Origin of the sequence: Kitasatospora sp. NPDC058032 (assembly GCF_042885845.1) — a bacterium.
Taxonomy (GTDB): domain Bacteria; phylum Actinomycetota; class Actinomycetes; order Streptomycetales; family Streptomycetaceae; genus Kitasatospora.
In genome coordinates this window covers 86,092-101,444 of the sequence record NZ_JBHVRK010000021.1, presented here as the reverse complement: position 1 = coordinate 101,444, position 15,353 = coordinate 86,092, and the positions used below count along the sequence as shown (strand labels likewise).

The window sequence follows — 15,353 nt, the reverse complement described above, 5'->3', positions numbered from 1 at the left end:
TGGAAGGTTAGGGCCGTGGGCGGTGCGCTGTCGCCATCTCGGGGACGGGTGTGTCCGCCGACCCGGACGGGGCGGACGGGGGGAGGAGTCCGCCCCCCGCCGGCCCCGTCGGCGGCGCACCGCCGGCTCAGCCGACCGTGCTCCCGGTCTCCGTCGGCTGCTCCGCCCGCTCCAGCTTGGAGTGCTTGATGCTGTAGCCGAAGTAGACCGCCACGGCGAGCGCCAGGGCGATCCCGCCCGCCTTGAAGGTGTCCGCGTGCAGGCCCTTGATCAGGTAGGCGCAGAAGGCGACGCTGATCAGCGGGACGACCGGGTAGCCCGGCACCTTGAAACCGCGCGGCAGGTCGGGCTGGGTGCGGCGCAGCACGATCACGCCGATCGCCACCACCGAGAAGGCGATCAGGGTGCCCAGGCTGGTGATGTCGGCCAGTACCCGCAGCGGCACGAAGGCGGCCAGGGCGCCGACGCCGAGGCCGACCACGATGGTGTTCCAGACCGGGGTGCCGGTGCGCGGCGAGAGTTCCGCGAAGCGCCTGGGCAGCATGCCGTCACGGCCCATCGAGTACAGGATGCGGGTCTGGCCGTAGATGACCACCAGGGTGATCGAGAAGATCGAGACGATCGCACCGATCGCGAAGAGCATGGCCGGCCAGCTCTGGCCGGTGATGTCCTGGAGGATCTGGGCGAGGCCGGCCTCCTGGCCCTCGAACTTCTGCCAGGGCTGGGCGCCGACGCCGGCCAGGGCCACCAGGATGTACAGCAGGGTGACCACCACCAGCGAGATCATGATCGCCAGCGGCAGGGTGCGGCGGGGGTTCTTGACCTCCTCACCGGCCGTGGAGACGGCGTCCAGCCCGATGAAGGAGAAGAAGATGGTGGAGGCCGCGACCTGCACGCCGCCGATGCCCAGCGGCATGAACGGGGTCAGGTTGCCGGAGTGGAAGCCGGTCAGGCCGACGCAGATGAAGAGCAGCAGGATCAGCAGCTTGATGGCCACCATGGCCGCGTTGACCTTCACCGACTCGCTGACGCCGCGGATCAGCAGGAAGCAGACCATGGCGACCAGCAGCAGCGCCGGCAGGTTGAACCAGTGGGTCTGGTCGGGCGCGCCGGAGATCACTTCCGGGAGCTTGAAGCCGAAGGCCAGGTCGAAGAACTTGTTGAGGTACTCGGCCCAGCTGACCGCGATCGCCGAGGCCGAGACGCCGTACTCCATCAGCAGGCAGATGCCGACCGCGAAGGCGACGCCCTCGCCGAGGGTGGCGTACGCGTAGGAGTAGGAGGAGCCGGAGACCGGGATGGCGGAGGCCATCTCGGCGTAGCAGAGCGCGGTGAGGCCGGCGGTGACCGCGGCGATCACGAAGGACAGGATGACGGCCGGCCCGGCCGACGGCACGGCGCTGTTCAGCACGAAGAAGATGCCGGTGCCGATGGTGGCGCCGATGCCGATCGCGGACAGCTGCCAGAGCCCGATCGAGCGGCGCAGGTGGATGCCGGAACGTCCGCCCTCCTCGGGCGCACCGGCGGGCAGGCCCTCGCGGCCCTCGCTCTCGGCGATCAGGGTGATGACGGGCTTGCGCCGCAGAAGGCGCGCGCCGAGCGTGTTGCTGGCCAAAACGGGGGTCTTTCTGGGCGGTGGAGGGTTCGAGCGGCCGGTCACTCGACGCGCCGAAAGGTGTCATCGGGTGTCATCGGGGACCAACCGAACAAAGATGGGCAGTGCCCCGCGAAAACACCAGTGTCGCAAACGAACAGTCCCATCGCGCGCATTGTACGAAGCGTCGCATCAGTGGGAACAAACCGGACACTTCGCAGACGGCGGATCTCCCGGCGACCGGCTAGAGCCGCAGGTCAGGGCGGCCGGTAAGGGGCTCACCCGGCCAGTACCGCCTGCATCACCGCACGGGCCACCGGGGCGGCCAGGGCGCCGCCCGTCACATCGGTCGCGTCGCTGTCCGCGATCACCACGGCGACCGCCACCGGCGGCACCGCGGTCGAACCGGCCGGGGCGGCCCAGGAGACGAACCAGGCGTACGGCGTTCCGGTGTTGTCCACCCCGTGCTGGGCGGTGCCGGTCTTCCCGCCGACCACCGCGCCGACGATCCGGGCGGCTCCCCCGGTGCCCTTCTCCACCACGTCGGTCATCAGCCGCCGGACCTGCCCGGCGGTGCCCGGGCTCATCGCCTGCCGGTACACCGCGGGCCGCATCAGCTGGACGGTGGTGCCGTCGCTCCGGGTCAGTCTGTCCACAAGCTGTGGACGCATCACGGTGCCGTTGTCGGCCACTCCGGCAGCGACCATCGCCATCACCAGCGGGGTGGCCGCGGTGTCGAACTGGCCGATCGAGGAGAGCGCCAGCTGCGACTCGTCCATCCGGGTGTCGAAGACGGAGCGGGCCGCCCGCACCGGGATGTCCAGCCGGGCGTCGCCGAAGCCGAAGGCCTCCGCCGTCGCGGCCATCCGCTCCAGGCCGACCCGCACCCCGAGGTACCCGAGCACGCTGTTGCAGCTGAGCGTCATCGCGGCGTCCAGCGACCGGCCCGGCACGTCGCAGGCCGGGGCGTCGTTGACCAGCGGCGTCGTGGTGCCCGGCAGGACGTACGGGTACGGCGCGTCGGTCGGCGCGTCCACGTCGGTGACCACCCCGCTCTCCAGCGCCGCCGCCGCGGTGACCACCTTGAAGGCCGAGCCGGGCGGGTAGGTCTGGCGCAGCGCCCGGTTGAGCATCGGCTGGTCGGCGTCGCTCTGCAGCCGGTTCCAGGCCTCCTGGTCCCCGGCGGAGGTGCCGGCGAAGCTGCCGGGGTCGTACGAGGGGGTGGAGGCCAGCGCCAGGATCCGCCCGGTGGCCGGCTCGATCGCGGCGACCGCGCCCTTCTGCCCGCCGAGGCCGCGCACCGCCGCCTCCTGGGCGGCCCGGTCGATGGTGGTGTGGACGTCCCCGCCGGGGTTCTGCCGCCGGGTCACCGCGTCCCACACCGCCCAGCCCGCCAGCCGACCGTCGGTGCCGGAGAGCAGCGCGTCCTCGGTGCCCTCCAGCTGGCTGTTGCCGTAGGTCTGCGAGGAGTAGCCGGTGACCGCCGCGAACAGCGGCCCGTCGGTGTAGGTGCGTTTGAAGTCGAACCGCCCGCCGGTGGCCGACGAACCGGTGACGGTGTCGGCGCCCACCAGGATGCCGCCGCGCGGCTGCGCGTACCGCTCGATGACCGGCCGCTGGTTGGCGGCGTTGCGGTTCAGCCCGTCGGCCCGGAACACCTGCACCCGGGTGGCCTGGGCGCAGAGCGCCACGATCAGCAGCAGGCAGAAGGTGCCGGCCCGGCGCCCGGTGACGGAGATCCCGGGCAGCCCGCGCGGCCCGGCGTCCGGCCACCCGCCCGCGCGCCGTCCGCCCCCGCCCCGCCGGCCCGCGCGCCGCCGGCTCACCGCGCCTCCCCCGGGGCGGGCCGCCGGGCGAGGTCGCTCATCCGCACCAGCAGCGCGACGATGATCCAGTTGGTCACCACCGAGGAACCCCCCTGCGCGACGAACGGCAGGGTCATCCCGGTCAGCGGGATGAGGTCCAGCACCCCGCCCGCCACCACGAACACCTGGAGGCCGACGAGCGCCGCCAGCCCGATCGCCAGCAGCCGGCCGAACGGGTCGGGCAGCGCGATCCCGGTCCGGAACCCGCGCGAGACCAGCAGCGCGTACAGCAGCAGGACCGCGACCAGCCCGGCCAGCCCGAGTTCCTCGCCGATCGTGGCGAGGATGAAGTCGGACTTGGCGGCGAAGCCGATCAGCGCCGAGTGCCCGTTGCCGAGCCCGGTGCCCAGCTCGCCGCCCCAGGCGAAGGCGAACAGCGACTGGGCGATCTGGTTGGCCCCGTGCCCGTCGGCGATCGAGCCGAGCGGATCCAGCCAGTCCGCGACCCGGCTGTGCACGTGCGGCGAGAGCAGGCCCACCCCGACCGCCGCCACCGCGGCCAGGAACAGCCCGACGGCGATCCAGCCGGTCCGCGCGGTGGCCACGTACAGCATCACCACGAAGAGGCCGAAGAACAGCAGCGAGGTGCCGAGGTCGGTCTCCAGCACCAGTACCCCGACGAAGGCCGCCCAGATCACCAGGACCGGCGCCAGCACCCGCCCGGGCGGCAGCCACCGCAGTCCGCCGCGGCCGGGGCGCACCCGCCGCCCGCCGAGCGCCAGCGTGTCCCGGTGCACGGCGAGGTAGGCGGCGAAGAACACCGCCAGCAGGACCTTGGCGAACTCCCCCGGCTGCAGCGAGAGCGGACCGACGGTGATCCAGATCCGCGAGCCGTACACCGGCGGGAAGAAGATCGGCAGCACCAGCAGGACGAGGGCCGCCAGCGCCCCGATGTGGGCGTAGCGCTGCAGCCGCTTGTGGTCCGGCAGCAGGAGCAGCACCAGGATGAACAGGCCCACCCCGAGGCCGGACCAGAGCAGCTGCGCGGGCGCCGCGTCCCCCGGGGTGGCCCGGTCCAGCCGGTAGACGACGACCAGTCCGACGCCGTTCAGCAGCAGCGCGATCGGCAGCGGCAGCGGGTCCGCGAAGGGCGCCTTCCAGCGGACCGTGCCGTGCGCCAGCAGCGCGAGCACGCCGAGCGCTGCCCCGTACGTGCCCGCGTCGGCGGGCACCGTGCCGTCGATGCGCAGGCCCACCGCGGCATAACCGAGCACCGCGGTCAGCACCGCGGCCAGGACGAGTGCGAGCTCGGTGTTGCGCCGGGTCTGCACGGTCCGGCGCGGGCGGCCGGTGGCGCTCGTCACGGCGGGGGGTGTCGCCACGGGCCGTCCAGGGAGTCGGGGCTGCCGGACATCGCCGGGGTGACGACCGGGGCGGACGGGCGGTGGGCCCGTCCGCCCCGGTGTGAGCGGCTGTTCCGGCGGGATCCGGGAGTCAGACGGAGGAGCGGATCAGACGGAGGAGCGGATGGAGCGGATGGAGCAGGTCGGACGGTCGGGCGGGCCGGTCCCGGGTCAGGCGGACGCCGGAGCGGCCTGCGCCCGGGAGGCCTCGACGGTCGCCTTCAGCTCGGCCTCGGCCTCGGCGGAGAGCGAGGTCTGGATGATCCGGCCGCCGTAACGGGCCAGCGCCGGGACGACCTTGTCCGCGGTGGCGGTGCGGACCAGCAGGAACACCGCGGCGGTGCCCGGCTGGAGGTGCTGCCCGACCTGGCGCATGAAGTCGTCGTCCACCCCGATGTCGGTGGTGGCGCCGACCGCGGCCCCGGCCGCGCCGCCGACCGCCGCGCCGATGATCGGCATGAAGAACAGCAGGCCGATCACCCCGCCCCAGACGGCACCCGAGGCGGCCCCGGCCCCGGTGGTGCTGACCTGCTGGTGCAGCTTGATCCTGCCGTCCTCGCGGCGTTCGACGACGACCGCGTCCTCCAGCTCGATCAGCCGCTGCTTCTGCAGACCCACCGCCTCGTTGCGCACCGCCTGGGCGGTGGCCAGATCCGGATAGGCGATCGCGAAGAGGTTGCTCACGTACGGGTCCTTCCCCTGAAGCTGACGTGCCGGCCGGGACGGGAGCGCCGGTGCGACGGCGCCCTCGCCCCCTCGTCACCCTAACGAGGAAATCCCTATCAATCGACTTTTCACCCGGTGTGTCCCGTATTGCCCGAGGCCCCGTCATCACCGCACCGCGCGACCGGCGCACCCCGGAGCACCTGCGCTCCGATCCCCCAACCGGCGCCCGCGAGTTCGCGCCGGATCCGGCCCTTTCGCGCACCATCGCGCGTTGGCCACGGCGAACTGATGGTCCCTAGGATCGGGCGGGTGATGAACGGACGACGACCGAAGGCCAGGCTCGGCAGCCTGCTGGCCGCCCTGACGATAGCGGGCGGGGCGCTGCTCAGCGGCCTGCCCGCCCATGCCGACGAACCATCAGCCGGCGCGGCCGGCAAGGAGGCCCCCCGGGTCGACCTCGTGCTGGATGTCAGCGGCTCCATGCGCGAGGCCGACATCCAGGGCAAGACCCGTATCTCGGTGGCCCAGCAGTCCCTGAACGACGTCATCGACGCCCTGCCGTCGGAGACCGAGTTCGGGATCCGCACACTGGGCGCCAACTACCCCGGCACCGACAAGACCCAGGGCTGCCTGGACACCAAGCAGCTCTTCCCGGTCGGCAAGACCAACAAGACCGAGGCGAAGACCGCCGTCGCCACCCTGCGGCCGACCGGCTACACCCCGATCGGTCTGGCCCTGCGCGGCGCCGCCGAGGACCTCGGCAAGGGCGAGACCACCCGCCGGGTGGTGCTGATCACCGACGGCGAGGACACCTGCACCCCGCCCGACCCGTGCGACGTCGCCCGCGAGCTCGCTTCCCAGGGCATCCACCTGGTGGTCGACACCCTGGGCCTGGCGCACGACGACAAGACCCGCCAGCAGCTGCTCTGCATCGCCAACGCCACCGGCGGCACCTACACCGACGTGCGCACCCAGGAGCAGCTCACCGAGAAGGTGAAGCAGCTGGTCGACCGCTCCAACGACACCTACGCGGTCGCCCCGGTCAAGACCGCCGGCACCGACAAGTGCGAGTCCGCGCCGGTCCTCACCCCGGGCGTCTACAGCGACCGCGAGAAGTTCTCCGAGCACCGCGTCTACCGGGTCCCGGTCAAGGCCGGCCAGGAGCTGCGCGCCTCGGTCAGCGTCTCGCTGGACCGCGCGGTGGCCCGCGACTACGGCGTCCTGCTGCAGGCCACCAGCACCGCCGGCCAGGAGCTGGTCCGCGGCACCGACGCCGGCAGCGGCCGCACCGACGTCGTCTCCACCGGCCTGCGCTGGTCCGCCGACGACTCCAAGGGCTACGCCACCGCCACCGCCTCCGCCTCGCCGAGCGGAAAGCCGGAGACCACCGTCTGCCTGGTGGTCTCCAACTCGCTGGCCCCGCAGGCCGGCGTCGCGGCCGACCCCGGCCTGCCGCTGGAGCTGACGGTCGACCTGACCGCCGCCTCCCCCGCCCCGGACGGCCCGGCGATGGGCCTGGGCCGCGGTTGGATCCTGCTGCTCGTGCTCACCCTGGCCGGCCTGGTGACCGGCCTGCTGTTCGGCTGGATCGCCCGCTGGCGCATCGCTGTCTGGCAGGAGAACTGACCATGCGTACGACCTTCCACCGCACCGCCGCGGCCGCCCTGGCCCTGCTCCCGGCGCTCGCCCTGACGGCCCCGGCCGCCTCGGCCGCCTCGCCCTCGCCGAGCGCGAGCGCGAGCGGCCGCCCGGCCCCGGCCAACAAGGCCGGCACCTCCTTCCTGACCGCCGTCAACCTGGCCCCCGGCCAGGACGCCGCGGTCCCGGTCTCCACCGGTGACTACCTGTACTGGGCCTTCGGCGCCGCCGAGGGCCAGACCGCGAAGGTGGACCTGACGGTCGCCCTCGCCCCGCCCGCCGACCGGCACGGCCCGCAGAGCTGGAGCGTCGAGGTGTTCGACGGCCTGCGCCGCCGGCAGGCCTGCACCGACGGCACCCAGAACGCGACCGCCGACCAGAGCACCACCTCGCTGGTGCTCAGCTGCACCCTGCGCGAGGTCCGCTCCTGGGCCGAGCCGTGGTCCGGCGACCCGCTGCCGGGCAGCTACTACGTCCGGCTCTCGGTCGCCGACGCCCCGCAGCCCGACCTCGGCCTGGCCGCCTCGGTGCAGCTGCACGTGGCCGCCAAGGGCGACGCCGACAACGCCCAGCCGGAGGGCGGCGAGCTCAAGGCCCCGCTGGTCCCGCCGGCCGGCGGCGGCGCTGCGACCGCCAAGGCGGCGGCCCCGGAGGAGCCCGAGGAGCACTGGTACACCGGCTGGTTCTCCGGCTGGAACAGCCGCTGGTTCTGGACCCTGGCCGGCGGCGCCCTGGCCGCCCTGGCCGGCGTCGCGGGCTACACCCTCACCCGGCACCCGCGCGGCCGCCGTCCGTCCGGCTACGGCGCGGTCCCGCCGCAGTCCGGGGCCCCGCAGCCCGGCCCGTACGCGGGCTCCGGCCGGCCCTGACCCCGTCCGACCCCGAGGGCCGGCCCGGAGCACCGCTCCGGCCGGCCCTCGGCCGTTCCCGCAGGTGATCCGCCTCACACCGCCCCCGGAGCGCCCCGACTGACCCCCCGTCGGCCGACGCGCCCCCACAACGCAGAAGTCCCGCCCGATCAACCGATCGGGCGGGACTTCCGTTGGGTGGAGCTGAGGGGATTCGAACCCCTGACCCCCTCGATGCGAACGAGGTGCGCTACCGGACTGCGCCACAGCCCCAACGAGAAGAAACTCTAGCACCTTTCGGAGGGGGTCCGTGACCACCCCCTGGTGGGAGCCCCCGGGGCGATCCCGGGGCGGCACCGGGGCGGTCCCGGAAAGCGAAGAGGCCCCCGGGGAGGGGGCCTCGACGCTATTCGTTGGCGGCGCGGGGCCGCGGTTCCGGAGCGGGGGGCTCGGCGTACTGGTCGAACAGCGGGGTTTTCCGGGACTCGGCCGGGCGGCCGGCGGTCCAGGTGCCCGGCGCCGACAGGTCGAGCCCGCGGTTGACCCGGGGGGCCACCGGGGCCGTCACATAGGTCGGCAGCGGAACGGGCACCGGCTCCCAGGAGTCCGGGCCGGCCGCGCCGCGCTCCCGCATGCCGTCGACCCACTCCTCGTGCTCGGTGGCCTCCGCCACGGCCGAGGCCGAGACGGCCGCCGCGCCCTCGGAGGCCGCCCGGGCCGCGTCGGCCTCGGTGGCGAGCCGCAGGTGCGGGCGTCCGCGCCCGGCGGGCGCCCCGGACGCCGGCTCGGCGGGTGCCGGGGCCGCGGCCGGGCCGGGCTCGGCGTCGGCCTTGGCGCGGAGGGCCTCGGCGCGCTGCTGCTCGCGCTTGCGCAGCCGCTCGGCGGCCTGCGCCGCGCGGACCCGGTCCAGCTTCACCGCGTACCGCTGGCGCTCCAGTCGGCGCAGGTGGCCGATGTAGAGGGTGAGCAGGACGGCCGGCACGGCGGGCACCCAGAGGAAGGCCAGTCCGGCCACCGCCGCGACCACCGCTCCCAGGGCGAAGGCGAGGAAGAGGACGGTGACCATCCGGCGCCGGCGGGCCAGCAGCCGGGCCCGGCGTTCGGAACCGCCGCCCTTGGGTGCCGGGCGCGCCTCGGCCCGCACCGCCGGGCGGGGGGCCGCCGGTTCCTCCACGGGCGCGGCCGCGGGGTCGTCGGAGACGGCCGCGTCCCGTTCGGGAGGGCCGTCCTTGGTCTGCTCGTCGTCACGCGGTTCGTCGCCCAGGGCCCGGGACGCCCGCCGCTCCAGCGCCGAACGCCCGGCCAGCAGGCGGATGGCGGTACTGAAGCGTTCCGTCGGGCGCGCCTCGTTGAGCTCGTCCTGCCTGCGGAGCCACATCGGCACCAGATAGGCGGCCCAGGCCCCTACGATGACGGCGTAGATAAGGCCGCTACTGCTCACGATTCACACCGTACGGGCGTGGAGGAAGGGCCGGTAGCAATTTGGCACGGCGTGTCGTGTGATCAAGCTGATTCTCCGACTATTTTGCCGGTATTTGTGCCCCTCCGTCGCCACGCCGATGCCATATCGATATTTCATTCGAACATGTATTCAATTTCGTGGACGCCGACCCGCGCTGAGGGAGCGCCAGCGCTCCAGCATCCCCTCGGGGACCTCCTCGGCGGTCAGGGCGAACACCAGGTGGTCCCGCCAGTCGCCGTCGATGTGCAGATAACGCGGGCGCATTCCCTCCGAACGGAAGCCGAGCTTTTCCACCACCCGCCGGCTGGGGCCGTTCTCCGGCCGGATGCACACCTCGATCCGGTGCAGGCCGAGGGTGCGGAAGCAGTGGTCCACCGAGAGCGCCACCGCGGTCGGCATGATGCCCCGGCCGGCCACCCCCTCGTCGATCCAGTAGCCGACGTTGGCCGAGCACATCGAGCCCCAGGTGATCCCGCCGACGGTCAACTGGCCGACCAGCCGGCCCCGGTAGAGCACCACGAAGGGCAGCATCCGGCCCGCCGAGGCCTCGCCGCGCAGGTAGCGCACCATCTGCCGGTAGGTCGGGCGCGGGCCCGCCGCGAGGCCCGCCGGGCCGGGCGGCACGGTGGCCTCCCAGCGCCGCAGCCAGTCCCGGTTGCGCCGGCTGACCTCCTGCCACTCGCGCTGGTCGCGGGCCCGGATCGGGCGCAGCACGACGTCCCCCTCGTGGAGTTCGACCGGCCAGCCGGCGTTCAGTGCGCGCTCCCGGAAGCTGCTGCGTCGGGCCGGGGGTGGTCCCCGCCGGCGAGCTGGTCGACGGCGTGGGCGAGCAGCGGGGCCAGCACGGCCAGGCCGTCCCGGACGCCGCCGGTCGAGCCCGGCAGGTTGACGACCAGGGTACGTCCGGCGACACCGGCCAGCCCGCGGGAGAGCGCGGCGGTCGGCACCTTCTCCCGCCCGTGCGCGCGGATCGCCTCGGGGATGCCGGGGATCTCGCGTTCGAGGACCCGGGCGGTCATCTCGGGGGTGAGGTCGCTCGGCGAGACGCCGGTCCCGCCGGTGGTCAGCACCACGTCGTAGCCGGCCGCCACGGCCTCGCGCAGCACCGCCTCGACCGGTTCGCCGTCCGGGACGACCCGGGGGCCGTCGACGGCGAAGCCCAGCGCGCGCAGGCCCTCGACCAGCAGCGGGCCGCCCCGGTCGGTGTAGACGCCGGCCGAGGCGCGGTTGGAGACGGTGACCGCCAGCGCCCTCATGCGGAGGCCTCCGCGGCGGGAGCCTCGGGGGCGGTCCAGTCACCGCTCCTGCCGCCGGTCTTGGCGAGCACCCGGACCGACTCGATGGCGGCGCCCTTGTCGACCGCCTTGACCATGTCGATCACGGTCAGCCCGGCCGTCGCGACGGCGGTCAGCGCCTCCATCTCGACGCCGGTCCGGTCCGTGGTCCGCACGGTGGCGGTGATCTCCACCGCGTCGTCGGCGACGGTCAGCTCGACCTTGACGCCGGAGAGCGCGATCGGATGGCAGAGCGGGATCAGCTCGGGGGTCTTCTTCGCGCCCATGATCCCCGCGATCCGGGCCACGGCCAGCGCGTCGCCCTTGGGCAGGCCCTCGCCGCGCAGCAGCTCGACCACGCGCGGGGAGACCCTGACCCGGCCGGCCGCGACGGCGGTCCGGGCGGTCACGGCCTTCTCGGAGACGTCGACCATCCGGGCCGCGCCCTGCTCGTCGACGTGGGTGAGGCGGTCGCCGGGGGGCGAGGTGGTCACGGGTGGCTCCAGGGGCGCGCAGGTCGAATACCGCGCTACCGTACCCCCCGGTCCGGCCCGGGCGTGGGACGGGCCGCTTCGCTGAGACGCCCCGCCGCGGACGGGAGTTCGCCCGCCGGCCCGGCGCTCAGCCGTCGAGCAGCACCACGTCGACCTCGCTGCCGGCGGGCAGCTCGGTGACCTCCTCGGGCACGGTGATCAGGCAGTCCGCCCGGGCCAGCGCGCCGACCAGGTGCGATCCCGCGCCGCCGACCGGCTCGACCAGGCCGTCCCGCGGCTCGTACCGGCCGCGCAGGAACTGCCGGCGCCCGGCGGGCGAGCGCAGCGCCACCGGGCAGCGCGCCCGGACCACCGGGCGGTGGACGTCCTCGGCGCCGAGCATCGCGCGGATCACCGGGCGGACGAACAGCTCGAAGGAGATGTACGCGCTGACCGGGTTGCCGGGCAGGGCCATCAACGGCACGCCCGCCCCGGGGCCGATCCGGCCGAAGCCCTGCGGCTTGCCGGGCTGCATCCGCAGCCGCCGGAAGTCGACCCCGCCGTACTCGGCGAAGACCTCCTTGACCACGTCGTACGCGCCGACGCTGACGCCGCCGCTGGTGACGATCAGGTCGGCCCGGCCGAGCTGGTCCTCCAGCACCGCGCGCAGCCTGGCCGCGTCGTCGGGCACGCCGCCGACCCGGTAGGCGATCGCGCCGGCGTCCCGCGCGGCGGCGGTGAGGGTGAAGCTGTTGGAGTCGGTGATCTGCCCGGGGCCGACCGGCTCACCGGGCTGGACCAGCTCGCTGCCGGTGGAGAGCACCACCACCCGCGGGCGCGGGCGGACGGTGGCGGTGGCCCGGCCGACCGCGGCGAGCAGGCCGAGCTGGGCGGGGCCGAGCCGGGTGCCGGCGGCCAGCACCCGGGTGCCGGCGGTGACGTCGCTGCCGCGGCGGCGGATGTGGGCGCCCTCGGCGACCGGGCGCAGCACCCGGACCTCCTCGCCCTCGACCGGGGCGCTCATCGCGTCGGCGGGGCGGCCGGTCCCGGTGCCGCCGTCGGTCCACTCGACCGGCGCGACGGCCTGGGCGCCGGGCGGGACGGGGGCGCCGGTCATGATCCGGGCGGCCTGGCCGGGGCCGACCTTGGGGAGGTCACCGGCGCCGGCGGCGATGTCGCCGACCACCGTGAGCACCGAGGGGTACGCGGAGCCGGCGCCGACGGTGTCGGCCGTGCGCAGCGCGTAGCCGTCCATCGCGCTGTTGTCGAAGGCCGGCAGGTCCCCCTCCGCGAGCACGTCCTCGGCCAGCCGGCAGCCCTGCGCGTCGAGCAGCTGGAGCTCGATCGCGGGCAGCGGGCCGACGGTGGCCAGGACGTCGGCGAGGTGCTCGTCCACGGTCCACAGACCGTCCGGACGGGCGGCGGAGCGGGTGGCCGGGGCCGGGCCCGCGGAGTCGTCGCAGCAGGCTGCGGGGGTGGTACCGCTCTCCGTGGACCCGGTCATCGGCGCGCTCGCTCTCTGTCGGTGTGTCAGTCCTGCAGCTCGGAGGCGACGAACTCGCGCAGCCAGGTGCGGAAGTCCGGGCCGAGGTCCTCGCGCTCGGAGGCCAGCCGGACGATGGCGCGCAGGTAGTCCGCGCGGTCGCCGGTGTCGTAGCGGCGGCCCTTGAACAGCACGCCGTGGACCTGGCCGCCGGTGTCGGCGGGACGGTTGGTCAGCTCGCGCAGGGCGTCGGTGAGCTGGATCTCGCCGCCGCGGCCCGGCTCGGTCTCGCGCAGCACGTCGAAGACCGACGGGTCGAGCACGTAGCGGCCGATGACGGCGTAGTTCGACGGGGCGTCGGCGGTCTCCGGCTTCTCCACCAGGTCGGTGACCTGGAAGACGTCGTCGCCGAAGCCGTTCGGCTTGACGGCGGCGCAGCCGTACAGGTGGATCTGGGAGGGGTCGACCTCCATCAGCGCGACGACCGAGCCGCCGAGCTCCTGCTGGACCTCGATCATGCGGGCCAGCAGCGGGTCGCGCGGGTCGATCAGGTCGTCGCCGAGGAGGACGGCGAAGGGCTGCCCGGCGACGTGCTGCTCGGCGACCGAGACGGCGTGGCCGAGGCCCTTCGGGTCGCCCTGGCGGACGTAGTGCATGTTGGCGAGCTCGACGGACTCGCGGACCCGGCGCAGACGGTCCTGGTCACCCTTGCGGGCGAGCAGCTCCTCCAGCTCGTAGGCGCGGTCGAAGTGGTCCTCCAGCGCGCGCTTGTTGCGGCCGGTGACCATCAGTATGTCGGACAGGCCGGCCGAGGCCGCCTCCTCGACGACGTACTGGATCGCCGGCTTGTCGACGACGGGCAGCATCTCCTTCGGAGTCGCCTTGGTGGCCGGCAGGAATCGGGTACCCAGACCGGCCGCGGGGACCACTGCCTTGGTTACCGGGGTACGGGAGTTCGTCGTCGTCATGCGTTTACCTTACTAAGGCACGTATTTCGCCTGACCGGGCGCAGTTGACCGATGCTTGGGCAGCACGTCGCCGGACCCGGCCGAAATGGCAGGCAAAGGGGACGTGGCGGGCGGGGTGAGGGGGTCCCCTCCGACACAGGGCGACAGACTACCCGCCTTTCCCGAACGGTCACGTTCGGCTGCGAAGACTCCTTCCGGCCGTACGGAAACGCCCGTCGGAACAGCCGCCGGCACACCCTCCGGAACACCCGTCGGAGCGTCCGCCGCGACGGTCCGGGGCGCGGCCCGGCGCCGGCAGTCGCCGCCGGCCGCGCGGGCCGCCGCGAGCGCCCGGTCGGCGGCCCGCAGCAGCACCGCGGCGTGCGCGCCGTCCTCGGGCAGCACGGCCAGGCCGACCGCGGCGGTGAGCCCGTTGCCGTACGGGCGGCGGCCCTCCCGGTCGCCGGAGGACCAGTCCAGCAGCAGGTGGCGGCGGACCGACCAGACCAGCCGGTCGGCGACCTGGGCCGCGCCCTCGGCGCCGGTGTCCGGCAGCACCACCAGGAACTCCTCGCCGCTGTACCGGCCGAGGGTGTCGGAGCGGCGGATCTCCATGCCGAGGCGCTGGGCGAGGTCGCGCAGCACCGTCCCGGCCCGGGCCCGGCCGTGCTCGGCGACCACCGCGTCGAAGCCGCTGATCTCCAGCAGCAGGACGGCCAGCGGGCGCGGCCCGTCCAGCGGGTCCGACCGCTCGGCCCGGCGGGCCCGGTCGATCTCCCGGTCCAGGGTGAGCTGGAGGTGCCGGTAGTTCCAGACGCCGGTGACCGGGTCGCAGGAGGCGGTGCGCTCCAGCTCGGCGTTGCGGGACTCCAGCGCGGCCAGGCGCTCGCGCAGGGCGGCCTCGCGCCGCGCCGCGCGGGCCGAGCCGCGCCGCAGCCGGCCGCCGAGCACGGCGGCGCCGGCCAGCGCGGGGGCGCTCAGCGCGGCCAGGGCCTGGACCAGCAGCGGGGTGGACATCGGGGGGCGCCTTCCGCGTGTCAGGCTCTGGGGCGTCCCGGTCGCACCGGGGTCGGGGTCCAGAGCGGTCGAGGTCGAGCGGTGGAGGAGCGGTGGAGCATCCCGTGCACAACGAGAAGAGCGAGCTGAGGACACGGCTGCTGTCCGAACGGCGGGCGCTGCCGCCCGAGGCCCGCGAGCGGACCGCCGAGGCGCTGGCCGGGCACGCCGGCGAGCTGGCGGCCGCGGCGGCCACCGTGGCGGCGTACGTCTCGGTGGGCGCCGAGCCGGGCACCCGTCCGCTGCTGGACGCGCTGCGGGCGCGCGGGGTGCGGGTGCTGCTGCCGGTGCTGATGGCCGACAACGACCTGGACTGGGCTCCGTACGCGGGCCCGGAGGCGCTGGCCCCGGCCGGGCGCGGGCTGCTGGAGCCGGTCGGCGAGCGGCTCGGTCCGCAGGCGGTGACCGAGGCCGGCCTGGTGCTGCTGCCGGGGCTGGCGGTGGACCGGCGGGGGCTGCGGCTGGGGCGCGGCGGCGGCTCCTACGACCGGGTGCTGGCCCGGCTGGAGCGGTCCGGGGCGCGGCCGGTGCTGGCGGTGCTGCTGTACGAGCACGAGCTGCTGGACCGGGTGCCGGCGGAGCCGCACGACCGGCCGGTGGACCTCGCGCTGACCCCCTCGGGCACGCACCGGCTGGGGTGAGCGGGCGAAGCGCCCGGCCGTACGGCGACGGCCCCGCGCCCCGGGTGTCCGGGGGCGGGGCCG

14 protein-coding genes and 1 tRNA gene are annotated in these 15,353 nt (G+C 74.6%); 3 read left to right on the top strand and 12 right to left on the bottom strand.

Translation table 11 applies throughout. The features are described 5' to 3' along the window. Positions 1-127 precede the first annotated feature (127 nt). The 4 genes from ACFVUH_RS28440 to ACFVUH_RS28425 form a co-directional block, all read right to left on the bottom strand. Positions 128-1,615 carry an amino acid permease gene (locus ACFVUH_RS28440; RefSeq protein ID WP_387916132.1) on the bottom strand — a complete coding sequence of 496 codons (1,488 nt, stop codon included), beginning with the start codon at positions 1,613-1,615 and terminating at the stop codon, positions 128-130. Between the two features lie 257 nt (positions 1,616-1,872). Beyond that, complete coding sequence (locus ACFVUH_RS28435) at positions 1,873-3,333, bottom strand: penicillin-binding transpeptidase domain-containing protein (protein WP_387916167.1); 1,461 nt, start codon at positions 3,331-3,333, stop codon at positions 1,873-1,875. Between the two features lie 83 nt (positions 3,334-3,416). Continuing rightward, entirely contained in the window at positions 3,417-4,763 is a 1,347-nt protein-coding gene (locus tag ACFVUH_RS28430) for an FtsW/RodA/SpoVE family cell cycle protein (protein WP_387916130.1), read from the bottom strand. Positions 4,764-4,973: 210 nt separating this feature from the next. Next, positions 4,974-5,486 (bottom strand): DUF1269 domain-containing protein, encoded by a 513-nt coding sequence (locus ACFVUH_RS28425; RefSeq protein ID WP_387916128.1) that lies wholly within the window; start codon positions 5,484-5,486, stop codon positions 4,974-4,976. A gap of 294 nt (positions 5,487-5,780) precedes the next feature. Here ACFVUH_RS28425 and ACFVUH_RS28420 point away from each other — a divergent pair, with 294 nt between their 5' ends. Both ACFVUH_RS28420 and ACFVUH_RS28415 read left to right on the top strand, forming a co-directional pair. Further along, positions 5,781-7,094, top strand: a complete 1,314-nt coding sequence (locus ACFVUH_RS28420; RefSeq protein WP_355370292.1) for a VWA domain-containing protein — start codon at positions 5,781-5,783, stop codon at positions 7,092-7,094. Between the two features lie 2 nt (positions 7,095-7,096). Continuing rightward, positions 7,097-7,975 carry a peptidase gene (locus tag ACFVUH_RS28415; protein WP_387916126.1) on the top strand — a complete coding sequence of 293 codons (879 nt, stop codon included), beginning with the start codon at positions 7,097-7,099 and terminating at the stop codon, positions 7,973-7,975. Between the two features lie 178 nt (positions 7,976-8,153). Here ACFVUH_RS28415 and ACFVUH_RS28410 read toward each other — a convergent pair. From ACFVUH_RS28410 to ACFVUH_RS28375, 8 genes are all read right to left on the bottom strand, one after another. Further along, a tRNA-Ala gene (locus ACFVUH_RS28410) sits at positions 8,154-8,227 on the bottom strand. Between the two features lie 133 nt (positions 8,228-8,360). Continuing rightward, positions 8,361-9,395, bottom strand: a complete 1,035-nt coding sequence (locus tag ACFVUH_RS28405) for a hypothetical protein (protein ID WP_355370297.1) — start codon at positions 9,393-9,395, stop codon at positions 8,361-8,363. Positions 9,396-9,545: 150 nt separating this feature from the next. Next, positions 9,546-10,172 carry a GNAT family protein gene (locus ACFVUH_RS28400; RefSeq protein WP_350559165.1) on the bottom strand — a complete coding sequence of 209 codons (627 nt, stop codon included), beginning with the start codon at positions 10,170-10,172 and terminating at the stop codon, positions 9,546-9,548. Further along, positions 10,169-10,672, bottom strand: a complete 504-nt coding sequence (locus ACFVUH_RS28395) for a MogA/MoaB family molybdenum cofactor biosynthesis protein (RefSeq protein WP_355370300.1) — start codon at positions 10,670-10,672, stop codon at positions 10,169-10,171. The genes ACFVUH_RS28400 and ACFVUH_RS28395 overlap by 4 nt, the downstream gene beginning before the upstream one ends. Next, positions 10,669-11,124 carry a cyclic pyranopterin monophosphate synthase MoaC gene (moaC, locus tag ACFVUH_RS28390; RefSeq protein WP_387916165.1) on the bottom strand — a complete coding sequence of 152 codons (456 nt, stop codon included), beginning with the start codon at positions 11,122-11,124 and terminating at the stop codon, positions 10,669-10,671. Before moaC ends, ACFVUH_RS28395 begins: the two co-directional genes overlap by 4 nt. A gap of 187 nt (positions 11,125-11,311) precedes the next feature. Then, positions 11,312-12,667, bottom strand: coding sequence for a gephyrin-like molybdotransferase Glp (gene glp, locus ACFVUH_RS28385; protein WP_387916125.1), 1,356 nt, complete (start codon positions 12,665-12,667; stop codon positions 11,312-11,314). A gap of 26 nt (positions 12,668-12,693) precedes the next feature. After that, positions 12,694-13,614 carry a UTP--glucose-1-phosphate uridylyltransferase GalU gene (gene galU, locus ACFVUH_RS28380; protein WP_355370309.1) on the bottom strand — a complete coding sequence of 307 codons (921 nt, stop codon included), beginning with the start codon at positions 13,612-13,614 and terminating at the stop codon, positions 12,694-12,696. A gap of 12 nt (positions 13,615-13,626) precedes the next feature. Beyond that, complete coding sequence (locus tag ACFVUH_RS28375) at positions 13,627-14,610, bottom strand: GGDEF domain-containing protein (RefSeq protein WP_355370311.1); 984 nt, start codon at positions 14,608-14,610, stop codon at positions 13,627-13,629. Positions 14,611-14,702: 92 nt separating this feature from the next. On the opposite strand from ACFVUH_RS28375, the gene ACFVUH_RS28370 reads away from it, so the two are divergent. Continuing rightward, entirely contained in the window at positions 14,703-15,290 is a 588-nt protein-coding gene (locus tag ACFVUH_RS28370; RefSeq protein WP_387916123.1) for a 5-formyltetrahydrofolate cyclo-ligase, read from the top strand. The last annotated feature ends 63 nt before the right edge of the window (positions 15,291-15,353 follow it).

Bases quoted from the DNA above. Each gene is read 5' to 3' on its own strand.
- ACFVUH_RS28420 (WP_355370292.1), top strand. From the start codon at position 5,781: ATGAACGGACGACGACCGAAGGCCAGGCTCGGCAGCCTGCTGGCCGCC.
- ACFVUH_RS28415 (WP_387916126.1), top strand. From the start codon at position 7,097: ATGCGTACGACCTTCCACCGCACCGCCGCGGCCGCCCTGGCCCTGCTC.
- ACFVUH_RS28395 (WP_355370300.1), bottom strand. From the start codon at position 10,672: ATGAGGGCGCTGGCGGTCACCGTCTCCAACCGCGCCTCGGCCGGCGTC.
- moaC (WP_387916165.1), bottom strand. From the start codon at position 11,124: ATGGTCGACGTCTCCGAGAAGGCCGTGACCGCCCGGACCGCCGTCGCG.
- glp (WP_387916125.1), bottom strand. From the start codon at position 12,667: ATGACCGGGTCCACGGAGAGCGGTACCACCCCCGCAGCCTGCTGCGAC.
- galU (WP_355370309.1), bottom strand. From the start codon at position 13,614: ATGACGACGACGAACTCCCGTACCCCGGTAACCAAGGCAGTGGTCCCC.
- ACFVUH_RS28375 (WP_355370311.1), bottom strand. From the start codon at position 14,610: ATGTCCACCCCGCTGCTGGTCCAGGCCCTGGCCGCGCTGAGCGCCCCC.